The sequence below is a fragment of the Streptomyces hypolithicus genome (assembly GCF_052934925.1).
On the sequence record NZ_CM128811.1, the window covers coordinates 4,095,527 to 4,119,475 of the forward strand.

18 protein-coding genes are annotated in these 23,949 nt (G+C 73.4%); 5 read left to right on the forward strand and 13 right to left on the reverse strand.

Annotated elements, in window-relative coordinates; all coding sequences use genetic code 11:
* Positions 1-81: 81 nt before the first annotated feature.
* From ACU6WZ_RS19420 to ACU6WZ_RS19475, 12 genes are all read right to left on the reverse strand, one after another.
* Positions 82-486, reverse strand: a complete 405-nt coding sequence (locus ACU6WZ_RS19420; RefSeq protein WP_447029335.1) for a globin — start codon at positions 484-486, stop codon at positions 82-84.
* 74 nt (positions 487-560) lie between these two features.
* Complete coding sequence (locus ACU6WZ_RS19425; protein WP_447029336.1) at positions 561-1,691, reverse strand: FHA domain-containing protein; 1,131 nt, start codon at positions 1,689-1,691, stop codon at positions 561-563.
* Positions 1,692-1,759: 68 nt separating this feature from the next.
* Entirely contained in the window at positions 1,760-3,154 is a 1,395-nt protein-coding gene (locus tag ACU6WZ_RS19430; RefSeq protein ID WP_447029337.1) for a vWA domain-containing protein, read from the reverse strand.
* Between the two features lie 20 nt (positions 3,155-3,174).
* Entirely contained in the window at positions 3,175-4,458 is a 1,284-nt protein-coding gene (locus ACU6WZ_RS19435) for a PP2C family protein-serine/threonine phosphatase (RefSeq protein WP_447029338.1), read from the reverse strand.
* Positions 4,459-4,461: 3 nt separating this feature from the next.
* Positions 4,462-7,272 (reverse strand): serine/threonine-protein kinase, encoded by a 2,811-nt coding sequence (locus ACU6WZ_RS19440; protein ID WP_447029339.1) that lies wholly within the window; start codon positions 7,270-7,272, stop codon positions 4,462-4,464.
* Positions 7,269-8,621, reverse strand: a complete 1,353-nt coding sequence (locus ACU6WZ_RS19445) for a hypothetical protein (protein WP_447029340.1) — start codon at positions 8,619-8,621, stop codon at positions 7,269-7,271. The genes ACU6WZ_RS19440 and ACU6WZ_RS19445 overlap by 4 nt, the downstream gene beginning before the upstream one ends.
* A gap of 74 nt (positions 8,622-8,695) precedes the next feature.
* Complete coding sequence (locus tag ACU6WZ_RS19450) at positions 8,696-9,649, reverse strand: glutamate ABC transporter substrate-binding protein (protein WP_447034136.1); 954 nt, start codon at positions 9,647-9,649, stop codon at positions 8,696-8,698.
* Positions 9,650-9,753: 104 nt separating this feature from the next.
* Positions 9,754-11,082: a GlnX family signal transduction membrane protein gene (locus tag ACU6WZ_RS19455; protein WP_447029341.1), complete on the reverse strand. Its 1,329-nt coding sequence runs from the start codon at positions 11,080-11,082 to the stop codon at positions 9,754-9,756.
* Positions 11,083-11,278: 196 nt separating this feature from the next.
* A complete protein-coding gene (locus tag ACU6WZ_RS19460) occupies positions 11,279-12,256 on the reverse strand; it encodes an N-acetylglucosamine kinase (RefSeq protein ID WP_447029342.1) in 978 nt (325 codons plus the stop codon).
* Positions 12,247-13,512 carry a 6-phospho-beta-glucosidase gene (locus tag ACU6WZ_RS19465; protein WP_447029343.1) on the reverse strand — a complete coding sequence of 422 codons (1,266 nt, stop codon included), beginning with the start codon at positions 13,510-13,512 and terminating at the stop codon, positions 12,247-12,249. The genes ACU6WZ_RS19460 and ACU6WZ_RS19465 overlap by 10 nt, the downstream gene beginning before the upstream one ends.
* Positions 13,509-14,741, reverse strand: coding sequence for an ROK family transcriptional regulator (locus ACU6WZ_RS19470; RefSeq protein WP_447034138.1), 1,233 nt, complete (start codon positions 14,739-14,741; stop codon positions 13,509-13,511). The genes ACU6WZ_RS19465 and ACU6WZ_RS19470 overlap by 4 nt, the downstream gene beginning before the upstream one ends.
* A gap of 194 nt (positions 14,742-14,935) precedes the next feature.
* Positions 14,936-16,000 carry a mechanosensitive ion channel family protein gene (locus ACU6WZ_RS19475; RefSeq protein ID WP_447029345.1) on the reverse strand — a complete coding sequence of 355 codons (1,065 nt, stop codon included), beginning with the start codon at positions 15,998-16,000 and terminating at the stop codon, positions 14,936-14,938.
* A gap of 236 nt (positions 16,001-16,236) precedes the next feature.
* Here ACU6WZ_RS19475 and ACU6WZ_RS19480 point away from each other — a divergent pair, with 236 nt between their 5' ends.
* Positions 16,237-16,773, forward strand: coding sequence for an HNH endonuclease (locus tag ACU6WZ_RS19480; protein ID WP_447029346.1), 537 nt, complete (start codon positions 16,237-16,239; stop codon positions 16,771-16,773).
* A gap of 78 nt (positions 16,774-16,851) precedes the next feature.
* Here the strand turns inward: ACU6WZ_RS19480 and ACU6WZ_RS19485 are convergent, their stop codons facing one another.
* A complete protein-coding gene (locus ACU6WZ_RS19485; protein WP_447029347.1) occupies positions 16,852-19,824 on the reverse strand; it encodes a glycoside hydrolase family 84 protein in 2,973 nt (990 codons plus the stop codon).
* Positions 19,825-20,065: 241 nt separating this feature from the next.
* Between ACU6WZ_RS19485 and ACU6WZ_RS19490 the strand changes: the two genes are divergently transcribed.
* The 4 genes from ACU6WZ_RS19490 (at position 20,066) to ACU6WZ_RS19505 (ending at position 23,946) form a co-directional block, all read left to right on the forward strand.
* Complete coding sequence (locus ACU6WZ_RS19490) at positions 20,066-20,314, forward strand: hypothetical protein (protein WP_447029348.1); 249 nt, start codon at positions 20,066-20,068, stop codon at positions 20,312-20,314.
* Positions 20,315-22,471, forward strand: a complete 2,157-nt coding sequence (malQ, locus tag ACU6WZ_RS19495; protein WP_447029349.1) for a 4-alpha-glucanotransferase — start codon at positions 20,315-20,317, stop codon at positions 22,469-22,471.
* A 20-nt stretch (positions 22,472-22,491) separates the two neighbouring features.
* Positions 22,492-22,722: a hypothetical protein gene (locus ACU6WZ_RS19500; protein WP_447029350.1), complete on the forward strand. Its 231-nt coding sequence runs from the start codon at positions 22,492-22,494 to the stop codon at positions 22,720-22,722.
* Positions 22,723-23,004: 282 nt separating this feature from the next.
* Complete coding sequence (locus ACU6WZ_RS19505) at positions 23,005-23,946, forward strand: DMT family transporter (protein WP_447029351.1); 942 nt, start codon at positions 23,005-23,007, stop codon at positions 23,944-23,946.
* The last annotated feature ends 3 nt before the right edge of the window (positions 23,947-23,949 follow it).

Genomic DNA, 23,949 nt, shown 5'->3' on the forward strand with positions numbered 1-23,949 from the left:
TCCGCCCCCAAGCGCCGGACGGGCTGGGGGCCGGGGTGCCGGTGCGCGGCGAGCTGGGTGGCGGATAAAACCATTCGCGGGTCAGCCGGTCTTGTTCACCATGGATGCGGCGGCGTACGTCAGGTAGTTCCACAGCTGCCGCTCGTGGTCCTCGGAGAGCCCCAGCTCGTCGACGGCAACCCGCATGTGCTGCAACCAGGCGTCGTGCGCGGCCTTGTCGACGGTGAAGGGCGCGTGCCGCATCCGCAGACGCGGGTGACCGCGTTCGTCGCTGTACGTGCGGGGGCCGCCCCAGTACTGCATCAGGAAGAGGGCGAGCCGCTCCTCGGCGGGGCCCAGGTCCTCCTCCGGGTACATGGGCTTCAGCAGCGGGTCCTCGGCCACACCCTGGTAGAAGCGGTGGACCAGGCGCCGGAAGGTCTCCTCGCCGCCGACCTGCTCGTAGAAGGTCTGCTCCTGAAGCGTGCCGATCGGAATCTCGTTCACGGGTCCATCGTCTCAGACGCGGGGACGGAGGGCGTTGGTCCTAGGACCTGGGCGCCGGGGGCTGGGGGGCGTGTTCAGCCGCGGCGGACGGTGATCGTGGTCCACGCGCCGACGTGGACCCGGTCGCCGTCCTGGAGCGGGATCGGGACGTACGGCTGGATCGGGTCCTCGGCGCCGTTCACGGTGGTGCCGTTGGTCGAGTTCTGGTCGACCACCGCCCAGGAACCGTCCGGCTGCTGGACCAGTACCGCGTGCTGGTGCGATACGCCGGGGTCCTCCGGCGGTACGGCCAGGTCGATGTCGGGAGCCTCGCCGGTGCTCTGGCGTCGGCGGCCGATGCTGATCTGGTTGCCGGTGAGCCTGCGCTGCTGTTCGGGAGAGTACGCGGGCAGGTTGAGGCCCGCCGCGTCCGGGCCGCTGCGCTGCATCATCGCCATGAAGTACTCGCGGTCCGGGCCCACCGTCGCCGTCCAGCCGGCCGGGGCGGGCGGTGGTGCCTGGAACTGCTGCGGCGGCTGCTGCTGGGACGGCGGCGGAAGCATCCAGTCGTCGTCGCCGTTGCCCTGCGGCTGCTGGTACGCGGGCGGCGGCGGCCCCGGCTGCTGGAACGGGGGCTGCTGCTGGAACGACGGTGGGGCCTGCGGACCCGGCTGCTCGGGTGCCAGCGGCTCGGCCGGGCGGTTCAGCTGCGACGGCCGCGAGGCCTGGTAGTCGTACTGGGCGCCGTGCTGCTGGGGCGGCTGGTGCTGCTGGTGCTGCTGGTGCGGGGGCTGGTGCGCCTGCGGGGGAGGCGCGGGCGGGCCCTGGTGCTGGGCCTGGAAGCCGGGCGGCAGATTCAGGCCGGGACCCGGGCCGGGACCGGCGTTCTGCGGGGCGAGAGGTGTGTACGACGTCGCCGTGTTCGTCAGGAAGTTCCAGCGGCACTCCTCGCAGAACGGGGCCATCGCCTCACGCGGGGTCCGGCACTGCGGGCACAGCTCCGCCTGCGCGGTGGCTTCGGGGCTCTGCGGGAAGCCGTATCCCGAGTTGGGGCCAGGCCCGCCAGGGCCAGGTCCGCCAGAGCCAGGACCGGGCCCCTGGGGGTAGCCGTAACCGGGGGCGGGGGGCGGCGGGGGAGGCGGCGGCATGGCGCCGGGCATGCGGTGACCGCAGACCTCGCACCACTCGTCGGAACCCGACTGGTGTCCGTTCGGGCAGGTCGGCATGTCGGCGCTTCCCCCTCTCTCGTCCGGCCCGAAGGCCGCAATCAATCGGTACTTCTCGCTGCTTTTGGTTACTTCTTGACGCGGACTGTCTTGGTCGAGCGCGTTTCGAGGGTCATCTCGTCCGCCTCTGCGACCTTCGCCTTGAGTCGCACAGTACCCGTCACAGCGTCCACGACGTCCACCACCTTCGAAAGCAGCTTCGCCGTATCGGCGTTACCTGAGGCTGCCGCCAGCTGCACCGCGCGGCCCAGTTTCGCGGTGGCTCCGTCCAAGTCGCCCGACTTGCGCGCGTCGAGCCCCTGCTGGATGGCTTGTGCCAGTTCGGCCTGCCCCGTGTAGTGCGCTACCTGCGGGTTCATGGAGGTGGACGCGCTCATGTCGTCCGTCCACACCGCCCTTACCAGACCTTGGGACAGCGTCTGCGGCGTACCTCCCGACGGGTCGGGGAGGACCAGGGAGACGCGCGCCGCCAGCATCTCCTGGCCGACCCCCGCCGCCGGCACCCGTACGCACACGTGGTAGTCGCGGGACTCGTCGCCCCAGGAACCCGTGGGGTAGTCCCCGGCGCGCGGGGGCGCGTCGGTGCGGCGGTGGGTCAGGTCCTCGACGGCCGGCGCCGCCTGCTTCACGAACTTGATCTCCACGCCGACAGGAGTCCACAGCCGCAGTGCCACGTCCGCGACCCCCTTGGCCATCGCGTTCCGCATCATCTGTGTGAAGTCCGCGGCCAGGGCGCCGGGGTCGGCGACGATGTCGGCCGTGCCGAGCAGCGCCGATGCGATCCCGGTGACCTCTTTGACCTCCCAGTCCGTACCGACACCCCGCGCGTCACAGGTGAAGCGTCCCGCACAGACTTCCAGTGCGCTCCGCAGGGCCTGGGGGGACTCGTGCTCATTGCGTCCGTCGGTCAGCAGGATGCCGTGCCTGATGGGGACTTCGGCCTGGCCGAGCAGTCGGTCGGCCAGCCCGAGCCAGGTGCCGATCGCGGTGCCGCCGCCCGAGCGCAGCGCGTACACGGCCTCCTTGGCCTGCGCCCGGGTCACCTGATTCGCTGTCGCCAAACGCCCACCCCCGGGGTAGACCTCCTTGGCGATGTGCGTGCCGGCGACCACCGCGAAGGCCACGCCGTCGCGCACGGTGTCCACGGCGGCCGCCGTGGCCTCGCGTGCGTTGCGCATCTTGGCGGGCGGGTAGTCCATCGACCCGGAGCAGTCGACCATGATCACGACGGCGGCACCGGCGGTCTGGGCGGCACCGGCGGTCTGGGCGGCACCGGAGGATTGGGCGGCACCGGAGGTCTGGTCGGGTATGCCCGGTATGGAGGAGAGTGGGGCCCCGGTGCCGCCGCCGGTCGACGTCACGGTGACGATCGCGTTGACCTCGCGGCCGCCTTCCGGCAGGTACTCGTTCTGGTACACGTCGACGGAGAAACGCGGAACGTGCGACTTGGAGAAGTTGGCCATGGCAATGGGCTCCCGGGACGTCACGGAACGGTGAGGTGAGTGGACTGGGTGGACGATCCTGCCGATCCTGTCCCTGGCCCGGCCACGGCGAACGGCAGTACCGCCACCGTCACGTTGTCGTGTCCGCCGCCGTCGAGCGCGTGCCCCAGGAGAACCTGGGCGCAGTGCAGCGGCCGCGCGGCGGCGTCGGCCGGTGCGGCCTGCGCCATCTCCTGGGCGGCTTCGGCGTAGTTCCACAGGCCGTCGGTGCACACCACGACGACGCCGGCGCGGTCGGGTTTGAAGGAAGCGGTGTGCGGCTCCAGTTCGTACGCGTCGGCGCCGAGCCAGCCCGTGATGGCGTGGGCGCGCTCGTCTGCGTACGCCTCCGCCTCGTTCATCAGCCCCGCGGCGACCATCTGGGCGGCCCAGGAGTCGTCCTCGGTCAGGCGGGCGGGCGCGGTGGTGCGGTCGTCCGGCACCCAGTAGACGCGGCTGTCGCCGACCCAGCCGACGACGAGCAGACCGCCTGCCACCACGGCGCCGACCAGGGTGCACGCGGGCGCGTTCTGCTGGCGGTTCGGGTCGTGCTCAGTGGTGTGGTCCTCACCGTCACCCGGCCTGTCGGCCAGAGAGTTGACCGCTTCGGACGCGGCGACGATCGCGTCGTGCATCGCCTGCTGAGGGTGCGTGCCGCGCGGCAGCGACTCCGCGAGCGCCTCGCCCGCCGCGCTCGCGGCGGCTGCCGACGCCTCGTCGGGGCGGGTCGCCGAGGAGACACCGTCGCAGACGACCGCCACGACCGCGGGCGAACCGTCGGGCAGGGCCGCCGACGAGATCGCGAACGCGTCCTCGTTGCGGTGGTGGCGCAGGCCGCGGTCGCTGACCGCGGCCACCGCGTCCAGCTCCTGCTCCATGTGGTCGCGCTCGCGCGGCTGGGCGTGACCGCAGTTCTCGCAGTAGCCGTCGTCGTCGATCCGGCCGGCGCGGCAGGCGACGCACGCCTTGGCGGGGGGCTCTGACCCGAGCTCGGTCTCGGTCTCGGGCCCGGTTTCGGGCCCGGTTTCGGGCTCGGGCGAGGCCGCGGTCCAGGGCGCGGGCGCCGGGGTGCGTGGGTCGGCGGGCGGATCCGGCGCGGCCGCGGCCGGGGGGCGGGGTGCGGCGAGCGTGAAGTCGTCCGTGCCGGGGTCCTCCTGCGGCGACGGCGACCTCGGGAGGGCCGACAGGTCGTACCCGCACACCCCGCAGAACAAGTCGCCGGACTCCACCGGCTCCTCGCATCCCGGACAGGTCGGCTCAGCAGGCAGCTGGCGCATCTGCGACATCATTCACACCCAGGTCCGTGGGCGGAAACGGTTGGCCCGCTCCACCAGGTCGATCCTCTCCTCGCCCCGCTGGGCGAGCCGGGCAAGCACCCGGTACGAGCGTTCCAGGCCGAAGCGCAGTCCGCGCTCGTCCAGTTGGCTGCCGAGCAGCGCCCGCTGTGCGGGGTGAGCCCCGTGCCCACCGGAGAGTACCCAGTCGAGCGCGGTGCCCAGCACCTCGGTGGACAGCTGCTCGCGGCGTACGGCGTCCAGCCCGAAGCTCTCCAGGGCCTCCACCTGCGCGGCCGCCGCCGTCAGGTCGTCGGTCAGCGCGTCTTCGGCGGCGCGCCGGCGCAGCCGGGCCCGGACGGCGGCGACACGGGCCGCCGTGTAGTGGATCGACGCCTCGGGCACGGACTCCAGCGTATGTACGGCGTCGGTCCGTTCGCCGGCGGCGAGCTGGACGCGGGCCAGCCCGAAGGCGGCGCTCACGTAGCTCGGGTCGGTCGCCCAGACGAGGCGGTAGTACTCGGCCGCGTTGTCGAGCTGACCGAGGACCTCCGCGCACACGGCGAGCGCGAGCTTCGGCGCGGCCTCGCCCGGGAAGGCGTCGTACACGGCGTCGAAGGACAGGGCGGCCCGCTCGTTGTCGCCCGTGACGAGGGAGGCGACGCCCCGGTACCAGACGACCCGCCAGTCGTCCAGGTGCTGAAGCTCCAGTGACCGCAAGTCCGCTGCGGCCGTGGCGTGTTCGTTCATCTCCAGGCGGGCGCGCAGCTCGCGCAGCCGGCGTTCGACGGAGTCGCCTGGGGCGGAGGCCAGCGCGGCGACGAGTTCGGCGGGTGCGGAGGCGAGCAGGCCGGCCAGGAACCCGGCGTTGGGGTCGTTCGGGTCGACGCGGGGCACCGGCAGTGCGAGCGCGGTGGCCCCGGCCGCGAGGGGCGCGAGGTACGGGGACAGGGCTGGTACGCCGCCGGGCCCGACCAGGGGCGCGGCCCCGGGCGGCGCGACGGCCCCGGGCACGGTGACCGGCGCCGGAACAGCGGCCTGGGTGCCGGGGTACGCGGCGCCGGCGTACGGCCCAGGGGGCGTGGGCGGGGCCGCGTAAGGGGTCGCGCCGTGGCCCCCCGCACCGCCCGCGCCCGCACCGCCCGCGCCCGCGCCCGCACCGCCCGCGCCCGCGCCCGCACCGCCCGCGCCCGCACCGCCCGCGCCCGCACCGCCCGCGCCCGCGCCGCCCGCGCCCGCCCGTGCCGACGTGCGGCGCGCGCTTCGGCCCGTCGGGGCGGTCCGGCCGCCCAGCTGCGAGACATCGCCCGTCAGCTCCGCGAACAACTGCGTGTCGAGCACCCGCAGTTCCGGTCCGAACAGCGTGGACAGCGCGGGCCGTGGCCGGCCCGTCTGCACCGCCACCACTTCCCGCAGGACACCCGTCAGCTGCTCCGCCATCTCCGTCGCCGAGGCGAACCGCCGCCCCGGATCGGGGTCGGTCGCCCGGACCAGCAGCCGGTAGAAAGACTCGTACCGCCTGAAGACGTCGATGTTGCCGGGGTCGGGCAGGCTGTCCACGAAGACATTCGTGTAACCCTGGAAGTCGAAGGTCAGCACCGCCAGCGTGCGCGCCACCGTGTAGAGGTCGGAGGCGACGGACGGGCCCACCTCCGCGACCTCGGGCGCCTGGTAGCCCACCGTTCCGTAGATCGCGCTCTCGTCGTCGTCCATCCGCCGGACCGCGCCCATGTCGATGAGCTTCAGCTGGTCCTGCTGCTGGATGGCGTTGTCGACCTTGAAGTCGCAGTACAGCAGGTTCCTGCTGTGCAGATGACCGAGCGCTTCCAGCGCCTCGATGCCGTACGCGCACGCCTGCTCGACCGGCAGCGGGTCGCGCCTGCCGGCCTGGCCGCGCCGCTCGTTGGCGATCTCCTTGAGCGACTTGCCGCCGACGTACTCCATGACGATGTACCCGTCCAGGGAGCCGGTGCGCTGGTCCAGGTGCTCGACGAAGTTGTAGATCCGGACGATGTTGGAGTGCTCGATCTCGGCCAGGAAACGGCGCTCCGAGATCGCCGCGGCCATCGCGTCCTGGTCGCCGGTGTCCAGCAGACCCTTGAGCACGACCCAGCGGTCCGAGACCGCGCGGTCGATCGCCAGGTAGACCCAGCCGAGGCCGCCGTGCGCCAGGCAGCCCATCACCTGGTACTGGCCGTGCACGATGTCGCCCGCGCTCAGCTTCGGTACGAACGAGTACGGGTGCCCGCACTTGGTGCAGAACCCCTCCGTGCGCCCCGCCTGCTCACCACGCGCCCGCCCCACCGGGGCGCCGCAGTCGGAGCGCGAGCAGAACCGCTTGCGCTCCGGGACCTCCGGATGGTCCATGACGGCGGTCCGCGGATCGGGGCGCGGCACGTCCGGTACCGACACCAGGCCGGCGCCGAGCCGGTTGCGCCCGGATGCGGTCGACGACGTACCGGAACTGCGGACCGAGACCGACCGGGACGTGGTGACGCCCGACAGGGAGTGGGACAGCCGGCCCGAGACGGAGCGGCGCGAACCGGACGACCGGGAGGAGCGCGAGGTCACCGAAGACGCCGAGGACCGTGCGGATGCCGAGGACCGCGAGGACGGGGCCGACCCTGCCGATCCGGCCGCCCCTGACGACTCGGCCGCCGCCGAGGCACTCGAACCGCCGTGCACGGAGACGCTGTTGCCGCGCCCACCCGCCGCGCCACCGGTCGGCGCGACGACCGGCGCGAGACCGCAGGTGTCGCAGTACATCTCGCCGCCGCCCATGTCCTCGTACGATCCCTCGCAGCCGGGGCGCTGGCACGTGCTCATGAGGTGTTCCCCCTGTGATCGGTGCGGTCGCTGGGCCCGGGCGGTCGCGGGACCAGGGCCTCGACCGCCGCCTGCTGGTAGCGCAGTACCGCCTCCCCGGCGACGCGCAGATCGCACGGCGCGCTCCACAGCATGCGGCGGGCCGCGTCGTACCGCTCGATCAGCAGCGGGTCCTCGGCCATGCCGTGCCGGGCCACCTTCGCCCGGTAGGCGTCGAGGCGGCCGCGCAGCTCGGCGCGGACCGCCAGCGGAGCGGTGACCGCCGACAGTGACTCGCGTGCCCGGATCAGCTCGTCCTCGGCCTCGCGCTCCAGGGACTCCAGCAGCGGGGACAGCCTGTGCCACTGAGCGTCCCTGCGATACCCGGCGGCCAGCACCAGTTGCTCCTGGAGCGCGGTGGGCGGGCCGCCGACCGCGGGCACCTCCGACGCGGCGATCTTGGCCAGCACCTCGCCGCGCGCCGACCTGGCCTCGGTGAGCGTGCGGTCCGCGCGCGAGAGCACGTCGCGGAGCTTCACCAGCCGGTGCTCGGCGTCCTGCCGCACGGTCAGCACGGCGTCGATCTCGCGCCTGACCTCCTCCAGGGCGCGGGCCGCCCGGTCGTAGCGGTCGGTGTCGGGCCGGCCGCCACCAGGAGCGGAACTGCCCATTCCGGGGCGCCAGAAGGCGAGCGGGTCGGACACCACCTGGTCGCGCAGTGTCGCCAGCTCATGCGTGATCGACTCCAGGTCGTCGCCCGAAGGGTGCTCACCCGGCCGTACGCCCACCGAGTGCGCCAGCGAACGGGTGCGCCTCAGCTCCGCGGCCAGGAGGTCTATCCGGGCCGGCAGCGCCGACCACACCGCGTCCGCCGTGACGACCATGTCGAGCGACTGCGCGTACAGCTCGTTCATCCGCGTCACCAGCGCCGCGAGCGTGAACCGCTCGGACAGCTTCGCGGGCCCGGTGATCGACGGCGCGGAGTGGGCCGACGCGTCGCCCGCGACGGTCACGCTGTCGCCGCGCAGTACGTCGGTCAGCTCGGCCAGGTCCTCCCGGCTCGGCCAGCGCCGGCGCGAGCGCAGCTCACGGGCGCCCCGCAGGGCGGCGGTGTACGCGTCGAAGTACGACCACAGCAGGGTGATGGACTGATCGGCGGTCGCCCAGCGGTCCTTGGTGACACCCGTCAGCTCGGCGCCCTCCAGCAGTCTGCGGCCCGCGTGGTCCTGGAGGGCGAGGAGCGAACTCTCGATCGCCTCGTATTCCGCGCCGAGCCGGGCCAGCGCACGGTCCGCCTCGTCCCGGTCCATCACCGGCCGATGGGGCGTACCCGGTCCGCCGGGGCCGGGGTAGGAACCCGCCACACCCATCGCTCACCTCTCCGCTCCTGTACGCACCTGTGGTGCGATCCGCGATCCGATGCTTGACCCCGACGCCAACCGGGTCAGTTCTCCCGGTACTTGGGCTCCGGCGGCTTCTTGATACCCGGCAGGTCGTCCGCCAGCCACTTTCCGTACGCCCGCATCCACGGCCCGTCCTCGCCGCCCGCGCGGTAGTCGTCGAGCACCTGGTTCAGCCGGCGCACCAGGTCGTCGCTGCCCAGCTTCGCCGCGACTCCGTAGAACTCACGGGTGAACGGCTCGCCCTTGAGCTCGACGGCCGGGTCCTGCGCCGCCTGGCCGGCCGCCAGCGCGTTGTCGGTGACCACAGCGTCGACCTCGCCGAGCTGGAGCCGCACCAGGCAGTCCAGCTGGTTGGCGACGGTGAGGTCCTTGAACCGGGCGCCGAAGGACTTCGCGGCGAGCGCGTCGTAGGCCGTGGAGCCCTCGGCCGTGCACACCCTCTTGCCGGACAGCGACGCGTCGTAGCCCTTGACCGTCGAACCCTTGGGGGCGAGCACCTGCTGACCGGCCTGGAAATAGGCCGTGGAGAAGGCGACGTCCTTGATCCGCGCGCAGTTGACCGTCATCGTCCGCACGACGACGTCGACCCGGCCCTCCTGCAGGGCGAGGATGCGCTGGTTGGTGGGTATCGCGCGGTAGACGACCTTGTCCGGGTCGCCGAGTATGTCGTCGGCTATGGCGCGCACCAGGTCGATGTCGAAGCCTTCCAGTCCGCCGGTGGCCGAATTGCCGGTGGCCGGGTTGCGGTAACCCCAGCGGAAGCTGTTCTGGTCGACACCGGCGATCAGCTTGCCGCGCGCCTTGATCCGCTCGATCGCCGGTCCTTCGGCGTCCGACGGCCTCAGGCTGCGCTCCGGCTGATCGCAGGTGTCGGCCCGCGCGGTGACGGCCTGGGTCACACCGCGCCCGGCCCGGCCCGTGTCTTGCTGCGCACCCGCGCCGTGGGAGAGCGGCAGCAGCGTCGCCGCGGCCGTCAGGGCGCACGCCGCGGCCATCGCGGCGACCCCGCCCCAGCCGCGCAGCCTGCCGCCGGTCCTGGCCGCCCCGGTTCGGGTCCTGCCGCCGCCCGCCCTGGTCACCGCTCCACCTCCCACCCGAATCACCTGTACTCCGAAAGCCTGCGGCCGATGCCGAGTACCGCGCCCGCCGCACCGAGCACCGCCAGAGCCGCGGCGCCCAGCGGCAGCCCGGTGAGCGCGCCGCGCCCGCTCTCGGCGGCCTCGGTGAACTCCGCCTGCTCATGGGCGAGCGCCTTCTCCAACGACACGTCTACCCCGTTGAAGGAGTCACCTGTGGACTTCCGGTCGCCGATGATCTGCTCCACGGCGCCTTCGTAGTCGCCGCCGTCGTCGGTGACGCGCGCGGCGGCGTGCCGCTCGCGCCACTCCTTGACCCTGGCCGTGGCCCGCGCCACCGGCCCGCTGCCCTGCAGGTCGTCGGCGAGCCTGTCGGCGTCGCCCAGGCGCTGCCCGAGCGTCTTCATGCCGTCCGCGTACTGCGATTCGTACAGATCGCGCTTGCCGTCCTCCGCCAGTACGGCGCCGCGCGCGACCAGGGTGAGGTTCTCGTTGGCGCGGGCGTTCAGCGAGCTGATGCGGGCGTCGTTGAGGACTTCGAGCGACGCCTGGCCGTGCGCCATCGCGTCCTTCAGTTCGGACCGCGCGATGGCGTGTCCTGCGCCCAGCCACAGCAGGACGACCGCGGAGGCGACGCTCGCGGCCAGCAGGCCGTGGTTGAACACCCGGTTCGTACGCCGGTAATTGCGCCGCTGGGCCCAGAACAGGCCTGCCAGTGCGACGAATCCGAGCCCCAGGCCGATGAACGGCCAGGCGCGTGCGTCGTCGTAATCGCCTTCGAGGCGCCTGGTCTCGGCGTCGTAGAGGTCCTTCGCGGCGGGGAGTAGTTTCGCCGTCATGCGTTCGTTCGCGTACCGAAGATAGGCGCCGCCCAGCGGCAGGCCGAGGCGGTTGTTGGCGCGGGCACGCTCGATGAGGCCGGTGTACTGGGGGAGTTGCTCGTTCAGCGTGGCGATGTGGCGGCCCGAGGCGCTGGCGCGGTCGGTGCCCGCCGCGGCCTTCACCAGCAGCGCGGACGCGGTCGAGATGTCCTTCTCGTAGCGCTCACGCACGCCCTGGGGCTCCTCGGCGCCCGCCAGGAATCCGCTGGCGGCAGCGGAGTCGGCGTCCGCGAGGGAGCGGTAGATGCTGGCGGCGTCGGCGCTGAGCGGCTGGCTGCGCGTCACCACGTCGTCCGCGGCGGCGGCCCGGTCGGCCACCTCCCAGGCGGTCGCGGCGCCGAACGCCACGACGAGGACGGCGACGAGGGCTCCGATGATCCGCAGCCGGCCGGGTTCGGTGGTCGCGCCCGCGCGCAGCCGGTCCACGCCTTCGGACCACGCGGTGCGCCGGCCGAGCGATGGGTGTGCCACGTGACCTCCCCCTTGGTCTTCGACGCGGTCGTGCGTCGTCCCGCCCGGGAAGCAGTATGGCCGCAGGCGCCGGCGGATACACCGGGATTGCCTGGTTCTGATCTCCCCTTGCTATGTATACGTGGCAGAGATCGGTTCGGTTCCCTGCGGGCCGGTTCCGCTGCCCGGGGAACAGCCCCGCGCAGCGGCACCCCGCTCACGCGTAGTGCCCCCGCAGCCGCGCATGGGACGACGGCGGGGCCGCGAGCCGGTCCAGACCCAGCAGCGCCGCCCCCAGTACCGGCGCCGCCGCCACCACCCGTACCACCGCCCTCGGCGCCCGCGCCGCGAGCAGCTCCACGATGCGGGCGTCCAGCGCCGCATGACGCGCCGTCATCACGCTGCCGCCCAGCAGCACCGGCACCTCCCCGGCGTCGGGATCCAGCAGGTCCAGCCGGTCCAGCGCCACCGTCGCCATGGCCACTACCTCCTCCGCCAGCCGCTCGACCAGCGCCCGCGCCACCCGGTCCCCGGCCGCCCCGGCGGCGAACAGGACGGGGGTCAGTTCGTGCCGGCGCTCCGCGGCGATGCGCCCCAGGTGCAGCGCCTCGATCAGCGCGTACATCGACGGCAGTCCGAAGTGCGCGGGCAAGTCCGTGGCCAGTGCGGTGGGTTCGCCCCGGCCGTCCTCCGCGCGCGCCGCGAACCACAGGGCCTCCTCCGTCAGGCCGCCTCCGCCGCCCCAGTCGCCGGAGAGCCGGCCGAGCGCCGGGAACCGGGCGGTGCGGCCGTCCGGGAGCAACCCGACGCAGTTGATCCCCGCGCCGCACACCACCGCGACCCCGCGCGGCTCGTCCACCCCGGCCCGCAGGATCGCGAAGGTGTCGTTGCGGACCGCTGCCGTACGGCCCCAGCCGCGCGCCCGCACAGCGGCCTCCAACTCCCGCTCCTCCGAAGGGAGGTCCGCGTTGGCCAGACACGCCGACACATGCCGGGCCCCCCGGGCCCCCGCGTCCGCCAGCGCCCGCCCCACCGTCACCGCCAGCGCGTCCACCGCCGCCCCGACGCCGGCCACCGGCGGCTGGAAACCCCCGCCGCGCGCCGCCGACAGCACGGAGCCGTCCGCGCCGATCACCGCCACGTCCGTCTTGCTGTTGCCCGCGTCGATGGCGACCACCGCCGCGCTCACGCCCACGCCAGGTGCTCCCGGTTGTGCGCGATCAGCCGGTCGGTGAGCCCGTCGGCGTACTCGAACTGGCCGATCAGCGGGTGCGCGAGCAGCGCCTTGAACACGCGGTCGCGGCCACCGCGCAGCGCCGCGTCCAGGGCCAGGTCCTCGTACGCCGTCACCTGCGCGATCAGCCCGGCGTACAGGGGATCCAGTGCGGGCACGGCCAGCGGCGTGGCGCCCGCCTTGTCCACCCGCGCCTGCACCTCGATCACCGCGTCGTCCGCGAGGAAGGGCAGCGTGCCGTTGTTGTACGTGTTGACCACCTGCACGGGGCTGCCCCCGTCGCCCAGCAGCGACGCGGCGAGGTCCACCGCCGCCTCCGAGTAGAACGCGCCGCCGCGCGCGGCGAGCAGGGCGGGCTTCTCGTCGAGCGCCGGGTCGCCGTACATCGCCAGGAGCTCCTTCTCCATCGCCGCGACCTCCGCGGCCCGCGACGGTTTGGCGCCGAGCTCCCGGACCACCTCGTCGTGCGCGTAGAAGTAGCGCAGATAGTAGGAGGGGACGACGCCGAGGCGGTCGAGCACCGCGCGCGGCAGCCGCAGGTCGTCCGCTATCGCCCCGCCGTGGGCGGCGAGCAGCCCCGGCAGCACGTCCTCGCCGCCGGGCCCGCCGAGGCGTACGCCCAGCTCCCAGCTGAGGTGGTTGAGCCCCACATGGTCCAGGTGTACGTCGGCGGGCGCCACCTCCAGCAGCTTCGCGAACCTGCGCTGCAGGCCGATCGCGACGTTGCACAGACCGACCGCCTTGTGCCCGGCCCGCAGCAGCGCCCGGGTGACGATGCCGACCGGGTTGGTGAAGTCGATGATCCAGGCGTCTGGGTTGGCGCGGCGCACCCGCTCGGCGATGCCCAGGACGACCGGGACGGTACGCATCGCCTTGGCGAGGCCGCCCGCCCCCGTCGTCTCCTGCCCGACGCAGCCGCACTCCAGGGGCCACGTCTCGTCCTGATGGCGGGCGGCCTGCCCGCCGACGCGCAGCTGGAGCAGCACCGCGTCGGTGCCGGCGACGCCCGCGTCCACGTCGGAGGTGGTCGTGACGCGCCCGGGGTGGCCCTGCTTGGCGAAGATCCGGCGGGCGAGGCCGCCGACCAGTTCGAGGCGGTCGGCGGCCGGGTCGACCAAGACTACTTCCTCGATCGGCAGGGTGTCGCGCAGGCGTGCGAAACCGTCGATCAGTTCGGGCGTGTAGGTGGATCCGCCGCCCACTACCGCGAGTTTCATCGCGTTCTCCTTGATGTGTCGAAGACCTCGTCGCGGGTGGCGGCGAGTGCGCTCTCCAGCGCGCCCCGCAGGACGGCGTCGCGCCGGATCCCGCCGAGGACCAGGCGCGGACAGGAAGCCGCCAGATCCGCCAGTTCCGCCTCGACCAGGGCGCGCAGTGGCTCCCCGCCGGCGGCGCTCACGCCCCCGGCCAGGACGATCAGTTCGGGGTCGAGTACGGCGACGACCGAGGCCAGGCCGACGGCGAGGCGCTGGGCGAACTGCCTCAGCAGCTCACCCGGCGGCCCGTCCCCGCCCTGCGCCGCCGCCCGCGCCAGCAGCTTGGCGGCGACCTCGGCGTCCGGCCCTTCGGGCACCGCGATGCCCAGCGAGCGTGCCAGCCGGCGCACCGCCCGCGCCCCGGCGAGTTCCTGGAAGCCGCCGCTGTTGGCCTCCGTCACCCGGTGGACGAGGGCGGTGCCGGGCACCGGCAGGAAACCGACCTCCCCGGCGCCCCCGCGCCCGCCCCTGTGCAGCCGCCCGCCGATCACCAGGGCCGCCCCGATGCCCTCCTGGTTCCACAGCAGGACGAAGTCCTCGTTGCCGCGCGCGGCGCCCTGGCGCTGCTCGGCGACGGCGGCCAGGTTCACGTCGTTCTCGTACGCGACGGGCATGGGCAGCGCCGCCGCCAGGTCGTCCATGAGGGTGGGGGAGTGCCAGCCCGGTAGGTGGGCGGCGTACCGGAGCCGCCCGGTGCGGGGGTCGAAGGCGCCCGGGGTGGCGATGACGACGCGGTGCAGGGCGGCCCGTGCGATCCCGGCGGCCTCGGCGGCGCCGTCGAGCGCGTCGGTCACCCGGCGTACGACGGACTCGGCCGGGCGGCCGGCGGCGGGCAGCTCGAACGCTCCGGCCGTCCTGCCGGACAGGTCCGCGACGGCCGCTCGGATGCGGCCTGAGGTCACGTCGAGGCCGGCGACGTGCGCGGCCCGCGCGTTGACCGCGTACAGCTGTGCGCCGGGTCCCGGGCCCCCCTCGCTCGTGCCGGTGGCGACGACGAGGCCGACGGACTCCAGGCGGACCAGCAGCTGTGAGACGGTGGGCTTGGAGAGGCCGGTGAGCAGGCCGATCTGCGTACGGGAGAGCGGGCCCTGCTCCAGGAGCAGGTCGAGCGCGGCCCGGTCGTTCATCGCCCGCAGGACGCTGGGCGTCCCTGGTGTGGTGGCCACGGCAGAGCACCCGCCTTCCCGCATGACTTCCATGAACCGCATGACTTCCATGAACCGCATGCCTGCCATGACCCTCATGGCCGGGCAAGACTGTTAGGAAACTTTCCTGTTCGGCGGCGTCAGGCTAGGGCGCCGGGCACCGGCGGTCAAGAGCCGCACGCCGACGACCCCGCAGGCAACAAGGCGTTGCCCACGGGGTCGCGGTCGGGCCGTACGGACTACTTGTTGAGGTTCGCGGGCGGCGGGATCGCAGACGCGGCGAGGGACTGCGGAGACGTCGGGCTGGCCAGGGCCGAGGGCGCCGACATACCCGCCGTCGGGTCGGCCGGGGCGCCCTCCTGGCCGAGCACGATGGGTCCGCCCACGATCCGGATGCCCGCCCGGTCGAAGGCCTGCTTCAGACGCCAGCGCAGTTCCCGCTCCACGCCGAGCGCCTTGCCCGGCATGGTCTTCGCGGAGACCCGCACCACCATGGATTCGAGCAGCACCGAGTCCAGGCCGAGCACGTCGACCGGACCCCACAGCTGCTCGTTCCACGGGTCGGACTTGGCGAACTCCTCCGCCGTCTCCGTGATGACCTCGCGGACCCGGTCCAGGTCCTCGGACGGGTGGACCTGTACGTCGACCGCGGCCGTCGCCCAGCCCTGGCTGAGGTTGCCGATCCGCTTGATCTCGCCGTTGCGTACATACCAGATCTCGCCGTTGTCCCCGCGCAGCTTCGTCACGCGCAGGCCGACCTCTATGACCTCGCCGGACGCCACACCCGCGTCGATGCTGTCGCCGACGCCGTACTGGTCCTCAAGGATCATGAACACGCCGGACAGGAAGTCGGTGACCAGGTTGCGCGCACCGAAACCGAGCGCGACACCCGCCACACCCGCCGACGCCAGCAGGGGCGCCAGATTGATGTTGAACGCGCCGAGCACCATCAGCGCCGCCGTACCCAGGATCAGGAACGACGCCACGGACCGCAGGACGGAACCGATCGCCTCCGAGCGCTGCCGCCGCCGCTCGGCGTTGACCAGCAGGCCGCCCAGAGCGGTGCCCTCCACCGACTGGGCGCCGCGGTTCATCCGCGCTATCAGCCGGGTCAGGGAGCGGCGGATGACGGTGCGCAGGACCGCGGCGATCACCATGATGAGCAGCACGCGCAGGCCGATGCTCAGCCAGGTGGACCAGTTCTGCTCCACCCAGCCCGCGGCGTTCGTCGCATGCTGGGCCGCCTCGTCGAGGGTGACCGGCTCGGACGAGGGGTCGGCGACCGACAGGACGGACCAGAACACGGCAGTGACCTCCAGGCGCGACAACAGCTGACCAACCACACTAACGGGGCATCACGCTCCGTCCGGCGCTCTGCGCCGGGGAGAGACAAGGCTCACCGGTGACCAGGCCCGGTGTGGTCGAAAACACTCCGGGCCCGTTACCCGGACGTGGTGGCGCTCGGACCAGGCATGAGGGGAGACTGGGAGCAGATCGTCCCGGCGCGAGCCACGCGCCGCCGGCGTAATAGGAGGCATCCGTGCCGCATGTCCTGGTCCTCAACGCGTCGTACGAGCCGCTGGGCGTCGTACCGCTCCGCCGCGCGCTCGTCCTCGTCCTGGAGAACAAGGCTCTCTGCCTCGAGGAATCCGGCGCCTTCATGCACAGCGCGACCCGCGCCGTCCCCGCCCCCAGCGTCGTTCGGCTGAAACGGTTCGTGCGTGTCCCCTACCGGGGGCCCGTTCCCCTCACCCGCCGTGCGCTCTTCGCCAGGGACGGCGGGCGCTGTATGTACTGCGGTGGCGTCGCAACCAGCGTCGACCACGTCATTCCGCGCAGCCGCGGCGGACAGCACGCCTGGGAGAACGTGGTGGCGGCCTGCCGCCGGTGCAACCACGTCAAGGCCGACCGGCACCTGTTGGAACTCGGCTGGCGGCTGCGGCACCAGCCGGCGCCGCCGTCGGGGCTCGCGTGGCGGATCATCGGGACCGGGCACCGGGACCCGCGCTGGCTGCCGTACCTGCAGCCGTTCGGCGCCGACGACGCCCTGGCCCGCATCGACGGCGTGTCGGCGTGAGCGGGGGCGCCGCCCCGGGCCCCACTCCGCCACGCCGCAGGGTCTGAGACAGCGGGCCACATCCGGCCTGTCAGGCCGTCACTCCGCCGCCGCCTCCACCGCGTACGCCTCCACCGCGAACAGCGAGTAGCCGAACGGCAGGGCCCGCTCATCGCACTGGATCCGGACGAAGCGCGCGCCCTTCGCGTCCATCCGCACCGCCTCGCGCCCGCCCTGTCCGTCCCTGACGGTCGCCGCCGTGCGCCAGGTGCGGCCGTCATCGGAGACCTGGACGCGGTACTTCTTCGCGTACGCGTCCTGCCAGTGCAGCACGACCTGCCCGAGCCGCACCGGCTCCGCGAGCTCCGTCTGCCACCACGCGGAGGGCCCTATCGGTGAGGTCCACCGGGTCGTGGGGTCCCCGTCGGCCGCGTTCGGTGCCGGGAAGTCGGCGGTCTCGTCGCCGGACGACGACACCGTCTTGCCCGCGGCACCCGCAGCCCTGACCAGGTCGGGGCCTGCCGTACGCGGGAACGCGCGCACGGTCAGCACACTGTCCTGGCCGTCGAACGCGACCGGCACCCGGTACTCACCCGCCGGCGCCTTCGGGTCGACCCGGATGTCGAGCGGCACCTGCGTGTCAGCGCCACGCGGCACCGTCGTCGCCGGCGGGGCCTTCACCTCTATGCCCTTGGGCGGCTCCGCCTTGAGCCGGCCCCGTACGTCGCCCGGCCGCTGCCCGGTCAGCCGCACCGTCACCCGCTGCGGCTGCCCGCCGATCTCCGCGTCCGCCTCGGTGCGCTCCAGGCGCAGCCCCGCCCGCGGCTCGTCCGCGAACCACGGCACCACCCGGTGCACCACGGGAGCGCCGACCCCGGCGTACGGGCTCCAGGACAGGCGCACGGCGTCCACGCGCGCGCCCCCGGCGTCGGTCTGCGTCCAGCCGCTGCCGGACAGCTCGCCGACCCGCCGCCAGCCCTCGCCCACCACATGCGCCTCGACGGCGGTGCCTTCGCCCGTACCCGGTTCGGTCATCGCGGTCAGCGCCTCGACGGGGCGCGGCCGGTCCAGCCGTACGACGTACTCGCCCGCGCTCTTGGAGACGCTGCCGCCCTTGCGGGAGGCCCCCGTCCAGGCGTCCGCCTGTTTGACCGCCTTCGCCAGGAACGGGTCGAGCACGCCCTGGCCGACGGTGACCTCGCTCGCCTTGAGAGAGTCGCGCCGCGCTCGAAGGTCGAGCGAGGCCCGCCAGGCGGCCGGGCCGTCGCCGCGGGCCTGGGCCTGCAGCAGGTCGACGGAGAGCTCGCCCGCCGCGCCGTACCTGGCGAGCTGCTCGGTCCACGGCCCCACCTCGGCGTCGAGCGCGCCGCCCGCCGAGCTCCGGAGCCGCCGCGGGACCTCACGCATGACGGTGAACGCGGCGCGCAGCTTCTTCGCCGCCGCGTCCCGCACGCCGGCGTCGTCGGACGTACGCGCACGCCAGAAGCCGTCGATGAGCGGGCGCAGGTACGCCGACTCGTCGCCGCCGAGCACGGACGAGGCGTCGTTGCCCGCCAGCGCCCGCATCGCCTCCCTGGCCTTCGCGTCGCCGCCCGCCAGATCGTTCACCGCCGCCTGCCAGGACTCCTGCGGCTGGTATCCGCGCGGGTTCCAGGCGAAGTCGGCGGCCGTGAAGAGGGGGATGCGGGACGCCGACGCCTGCTCCATGGCGTTGGCCAGCAGCGCGGCCGAGCCGCCGGCGACGGCCGGCTCGCGGCCCGTGTAGGGGCCGAGGAAGATCCGGTCCTGGGCGTAGTCGTTGACCGGATAGTTGTCCATGGTGACCAGCGGATGCCGGAACGCGGCCCGTGTGCCCGCCAGTTCACGGCCAGTGATCGTCTTCGGTACGACGCCGACCCCGGTCCAGGCGACCTGCACTCCGGTGTCCAGCCGGCCGGCGAGCGCCTTGCGGTACTCGGTTTCGCCCTCCTGGTAGAACTCCGTCGGCATCACCGTCAGTGGCTCCGCACCGGGATGGCGCTCCGCCAGATGCCGCGCCACCGCGTTGGCCACCTGCGCGTGCGCCTTCGCCGCGGCCTCGGGGCCCGAGCCGAAGGTGTCGGCGTCCCGCTCGCAGTGCCACTCGCTGTAGCTGACGTCCTGGAACTGGAGCTGGAAGGAACGCACCCCGAGCGCCCACATCGCGTCGAACTTGCGGTTCAGTGCCCTGATGTCGTTGTCGGACGACATGCACATCGCCTGCCCGGGCGACACCGCCCAGCCCAGCGACACATGGCTGCCGCGGGCCCGTTCGGCGAGCGCCCGGAAGTCGGCGCGCTGGTCCGCCGGGTACGGGTCGCGCCAGCGGGCCTGGCGGTACGGGTCGTCGCCGGGCGCGTAGAGGTAGCGGTTCTGCTTCGTACGCGCCATGAAGTCGATCTGGGCCAGGCGCTGCTCCCGCGTCCACGGCTGGCCGTAGAAGCCCTCCGTCATCCCGCGCACGGCGGTCCCCGGGAAGTCCCGGACGACGGCACCGGCGATCTCGTCGCCCGCAGTCAGCTGGCGCAGCGTCTGGGCGGCGTGGAAGAGGCCGTCGTCGCCGACGCCGTCGAGCGCGACGGTGTCCCGGCCCGCGACCACGCCGACCGCGAGCCGGTAGCCGCCGGACGGCAGGTCGGCGAGGGAGGGGGCGCGCAGGGTGCGCAGGGCGTCCTGCGCCGCGGGGCCGCCCACCCGTACGACCAGGCCGCGCGCGGGCAGCGGCTCGCCGGGGCCGACGCGGTACAGCGTCTGGACACCCGCGCCGCGCAGCACCTTCTCTATGGCCGTCACGGCGTACGGATCGGTGCCCGGCCCGGCGACCAGCACCGCTTCCTCGCCCACCACAACTGCCGGACCGGCGGCCCGTATCGACTGCGGACGGGGCCATACGGGCGGCAGCGCGGCCGCGTCGCCCCGGTCCTGGCCGGCGGCCGAGGGGGCGCCCGGGGCGCCCGGGGAGGGAGCGGCGAACGCGCCGGGCGCACCACCGAGCAGTCCGCCAATGACCGCGACCGCGACGGCGGTCGCGCCTCTCCTACGCCCGAGCTGCACGGCCGTCTCCTCAGTCGCGTCAGACTTCTTCAGACTTTTTCAGACTTCTTGAGTGCTCTTCTTGAACACTCTGCGATGTGATCTGTGTGGTGACCGAGCCCACCACCCACCCGCCCGGGTGTCAATTTCCCTACGGGGAACACCATGTGACGCGGGACACGTTGTTGGAACGTATACGTCTGCGGCCGCGCCCATTGGGTAGGGCTGCTGTGTCCATGTAGCCCACCGTAGGGAGGCCCCCGTGGCCGCCGCACAGCTTCTGCTCTCCGCCCTGTCCAAACCGGTGCCCGCCCCCCGCCCCGCCCTCGACCACCTCGACGCCGGATTCGCCGAGCCGCTGCTCACCACCGAGCCGCCGCTGACCAGCGAGCCCCCCATGGCCGACGCCGCCCCGCTCACCAGCGAGCCCCCCATGGCCGACGCCGCCCCGCTCACCAGCGAACCCACCGCCCACGGCACGGCATCGGGCATGGAGCCCACGGGGGTCTAGATGGGCCTTGCCCGCCTCGCGGCCCTTCACGGCGTCGCCACGTCCTACCAGCCATCGGCGCACCGGACGCTCCAGGTCCCCGACGGCACGGTGATCGCCGTGCTCGCGGCCCTGGGTGTCGACGCGCGCACCCCCGACGCCGTCCTGGCTGCCCTCGACGCCCACGAGAGCGCCGCCGCCCGCCGTCTGCTGCCCGCCACGGTGGTGTCCTGGACGGGCGAGGACGGCCCGCAGCCGCCCCCCGCCCTGGCCGGCCTCCCCGCGGGCGCAGCTCTGCGCGTCGAGACGGAGCAGGGACCGGCCGTCGAGTGGCGGATCGCGGCACCGGACCCGGCCGGGTCCGACGCGCCGCCGCGCCGGGCCACGGACGAGACGCCTTCCGCCGACGCCTGGGGCCGCCTGCCGCTCGGAGTGCACCGCCTGGAGGTCCGTACGCCGGACGGGGCCACGGACGCCGCCACGCTCGTCGTCGCCCCGAGCCGTGTCCCACCGCCTCCTGGCCGGACGTACGGCCTCCTCGTCCAGCTCTACTCGCTGCTGTCCCGGCGCTCCTGGGGCATGGGCGACCTCGGCGACCTCGCCGAACTCGCAGCCTGGTCCGGGCGGTCGCTCGGCGTGGGATTCGTACAGATCAACCCGTTGCACGCGGCCGTGCCCGGAGCGCCCACCGACCCCTCGCCGTACCGCCCGTCCTCCCGACGCTTCCCTGACCCGGTCCACCTGCGGGTCGAGGCCGTACCGGAGTACGCCCACATCCGCCCCGAGGACCGCGCCCGCGTCGACGACCTGCTCGACCAGGCCGCCGCCCTGCGCGAAAACGTCCTGAGCAAGGGCGCGCTGATCGACCGCGACGCCGTGTGGGAGCTCAAGAGACAGGCGCTGGAGATCGTACGGTCGGTCCCGCTCGGCCCCGGCCGGCGCATCGCCTACTGCGACTTTTTGGCCGAGCAGGGCGCCGCCCTCGAAGACCACGCCACCTGGTGCGCGCTCGCCGAGGTGTACGGCGCCGACTGGCACACCTGGCCCGCCCAGCTGCGCGAAGACCCCCACTGCGCCGCCGTCCGGCGCGCCCGCGACGACCTGTGCGAGCGGGTCGACCTGTACTGCTGGCTGGCCTGGCTCACCGACACCCAGCTCGCCGCCGCCCAGCGCGCCGCCCTGGACGCCGGCATGCCCGTCGGCGTCGTCCACGACTTGGCCGTCGGCGTGCACCCCGGCGGCGCCGACGCCTGGGCGCAGCAGGACGCCTTCGCGCGGGGCATGTCGGTCGGCGCACCCCCGGACGCCTTCAACGCCCTAGGCCAGGACTGGGGCCTGCCGCCGTGGCGCCCCGACGTGCTGGCCGCCGCCGCGTACGCCCCGTTCCGCGGCCTGCTGCGCGGCCTGCTGCGCAACGCGGGCGCCCTGCGCATCGACCACGTGATGGGCCTGTTCCGGCTCTGGTGGGTCCCCGAGGGCCACGCCCCCACCCAGGGCACGTACGTCCGCTACGACGCCGAGGCGATGCTCGCCGTGCTCGCCCTGGAGGCGCACCTGGCGGGCGCGACCGTCATCGGGGAAGACCTGGGTACGGTCGAACCCGGCGTGCGCGACGCGCTCGCCGAGCGCGGTGTGTCCGGTACCTCGGTCCTGTGGTTCGAGCGCGACTGGGCCGGTTCGGGGGCGCCGTTGCCCCCGGAGGACTGGCGCGAGCACTGCCTGGCCACCGCCACCACGCACGACCTGCCGTCCACCGCCGCCCGCCTGACGGGCGAGCACGTCGCGCTGCGCCACCGGCTGGGGCTGCTCACCCGCCCGCTCGACGAGGAACGCACCGAGGCGGCGGTGGAGGTCGCCGACTGGCTGTCGTCGCTGGCCCGGCTCGGCCTGCTGCCGGAGGGCGCGGGCGACGAGGAGGGCGAGATCCGCGCCGTGTACAGGTTCCTGCTGCGCACCCCGGCCCGGATGGTCGGGATCTGGCTGCCGGACACGGTGGGGGACCGCCGGCCGCAGAACCTGCCCGGCACCTGGGACCAGTACCCCAACTGGCGCCTGCCCGTCGCCGACGCCGAAGGGCGTCCGGTAACCCTGGAGGATCTGGCCGCCTCACCGCGCCTGCACAAGCTGATCGAGGTGTTCCGGGCCCGTACGGCACCCCCGGGCGCGCGGCCCGCGTAGGCGTTCGCTACGTTGGCACCGTGGACAAGAAGAATGCCCTGCGCGCCGGTGCTGTCGCGGCCGGTACGACGCTGATGATGCTGCTCATGTCGTCCCCCGCGCTCGCGAACACCTCCGACGACGGCGACGACCCGGGTTCCGGCCTGAGCGTGGTCGAGACGCTCGGTCTGTACGTCGTGGCTCCGATCGTGCTGTTCGCGGTGATCGCGGGACTCGTCATGGTGCTGGACAAGAGCAAGAAGCAGAGCTGACACACCGGCTCTGCCGACCCGTGCCGACCGGCACAGCTTTCTGAGGGCGTCACCCGGCCGTGGTTTCTGCGGCGGGGGGACGCCCTTCGTCGATCCCGTGGCCTTCCGGGCCTTCCGGCCTCGCGCCTCTCGCGCGTCGCACTGTCTGGCCCGGCCCCGACCACGATCATTCAGCTCCACTGAAGAGATTCGTCGAAAACATTCGATGGACCTGATGGATGGCTCGATGCGACGGTAGATCCCTCACCCGGGATCCCCATCCGGGGACCGGACGACGAAGGGATGTCAGTGACCGTCCAGGACCGTGTCCATCTCCGTATCGGCAGCGAGCCGCAGGCCAGGAGCGCGGCGGCGCGGGCGTCGGCCGTCGGCCTCGTCCTCGCCGCCGTCGCCACGGTGGTCTGGTCCGGCAGCTTCGTCACCTCCCGCGCGCTCCACGACTCCGTCGCGCCCGTGCAGGCCGCCTTCTGGCGCTGGATCGTGGCGATCATCGCCGTCGCCCCGTTCGCGGCCCGCGAGGCCTGGCGTGCGCGAGCTCTGATCCGGCGTCACATCGGCTTTCTGACGCTGGCCTCCCTGCTCGGCGTCACCGTCTACAACACCCTGGTGAACCAGGCCGGACTCACCACCTCCGCGGGCAACATGGGCATGATCATGGCCGCGTCGCCGGTTCTGATGGCCCTGTACGAACGCCTGGGCGGCGCCCGACTCGGCGCCCGCCGCACCGTCGGGATGCTGATCGCCTGCGCCGGGGTGCTGCTCCTGGTCGGTAAGGGCTCCCTCGCCGTGGACTTCGCCGCCGGGGACGTGTGGATGCTCGCCGCCGCCGTCTGCTTCGGCTCGTACAGCGCGCTGCTGCGCCGCAAACCGGCCGAGATCGGCGGACCGGCCTTCCTCTTCGTGACGTTCGTGCTCGGCGCCCTGATGCTGCTGCCCGCGTACGCCGCAAGCCTGGCCCTCCAGGGCGGCTTTGAGGCGACGGCGGGGACCGTCGGTCCTCTCGTCTACGTGGGCGTCTTCTCGTCCGCGGTCGCCTTCTTCGCCTGGAACAAGGCGATCTCCCTGATCGGCGCGGCGCGAGCGGGCGTCGTCTACCACCTCCAGCCGGTGTGCGTGGCGCTGCTCTCCTTCGCCCTGCTCGGCGAAGTGACGGGCCCGACGCAGATCGTGTGCATGGTGCTGATCCTGGGCGGAGTGATGCTGGGGGCGGGCCGGGGCCGGTGAGCG

What these genes read in the sequence shown, in the direction of transcription:
- ACU6WZ_RS19450 (WP_447034136.1), bottom strand. Translation starts at nt 9,649, where the DNA reads ATGGCCGCGGCGTGCGCCCTGACGGCCGCGGCGACGCTGCTGCCGCTC.
- ACU6WZ_RS19465 (WP_447029343.1), bottom strand. Translation starts at nt 13,512, where the DNA reads ATGAAACTCGCGGTAGTGGGCGGCGGATCCACCTACACGCCCGAACTG.
- ACU6WZ_RS19505 (WP_447029351.1), top strand. Translation starts at nt 23,005, where the DNA reads ATGTCAGTGACCGTCCAGGACCGTGTCCATCTCCGTATCGGCAGCGAG.
- ACU6WZ_RS19470 (WP_447034138.1), bottom strand. Translation starts at nt 14,741, where the DNA reads ATGCGGGAAGGCGGGTGCTCTGCCGTGGCCACCACACCAGGGACGCCC.
- ACU6WZ_RS19435 (WP_447029338.1), bottom strand. Translation starts at nt 4,458, where the DNA reads ATGTCGCAGATGCGCCAGCTGCCTGCTGAGCCGACCTGTCCGGGATGC.
- ACU6WZ_RS19445 (WP_447029340.1), bottom strand. Translation starts at nt 8,621, where the DNA reads ATGGGTGTGGCGGGTTCCTACCCCGGCCCCGGCGGACCGGGTACGCCC.
- malQ (WP_447029349.1), top strand. Translation starts at nt 20,315, where the DNA reads ATGGGCCTTGCCCGCCTCGCGGCCCTTCACGGCGTCGCCACGTCCTAC.
- ACU6WZ_RS19425 (WP_447029336.1), bottom strand. Translation starts at nt 1,691, where the DNA reads ATGCCGACCTGCCCGAACGGACACCAGTCGGGTTCCGACGAGTGGTGC.
- ACU6WZ_RS19440 (WP_447029339.1), bottom strand. Translation starts at nt 7,272, where the DNA reads ATGAGCACGTGCCAGCGCCCCGGCTGCGAGGGATCGTACGAGGACATG.
- ACU6WZ_RS19430 (WP_447029337.1), bottom strand. Translation starts at nt 3,154, where the DNA reads ATGGCCAACTTCTCCAAGTCGCACGTTCCGCGTTTCTCCGTCGACGTG.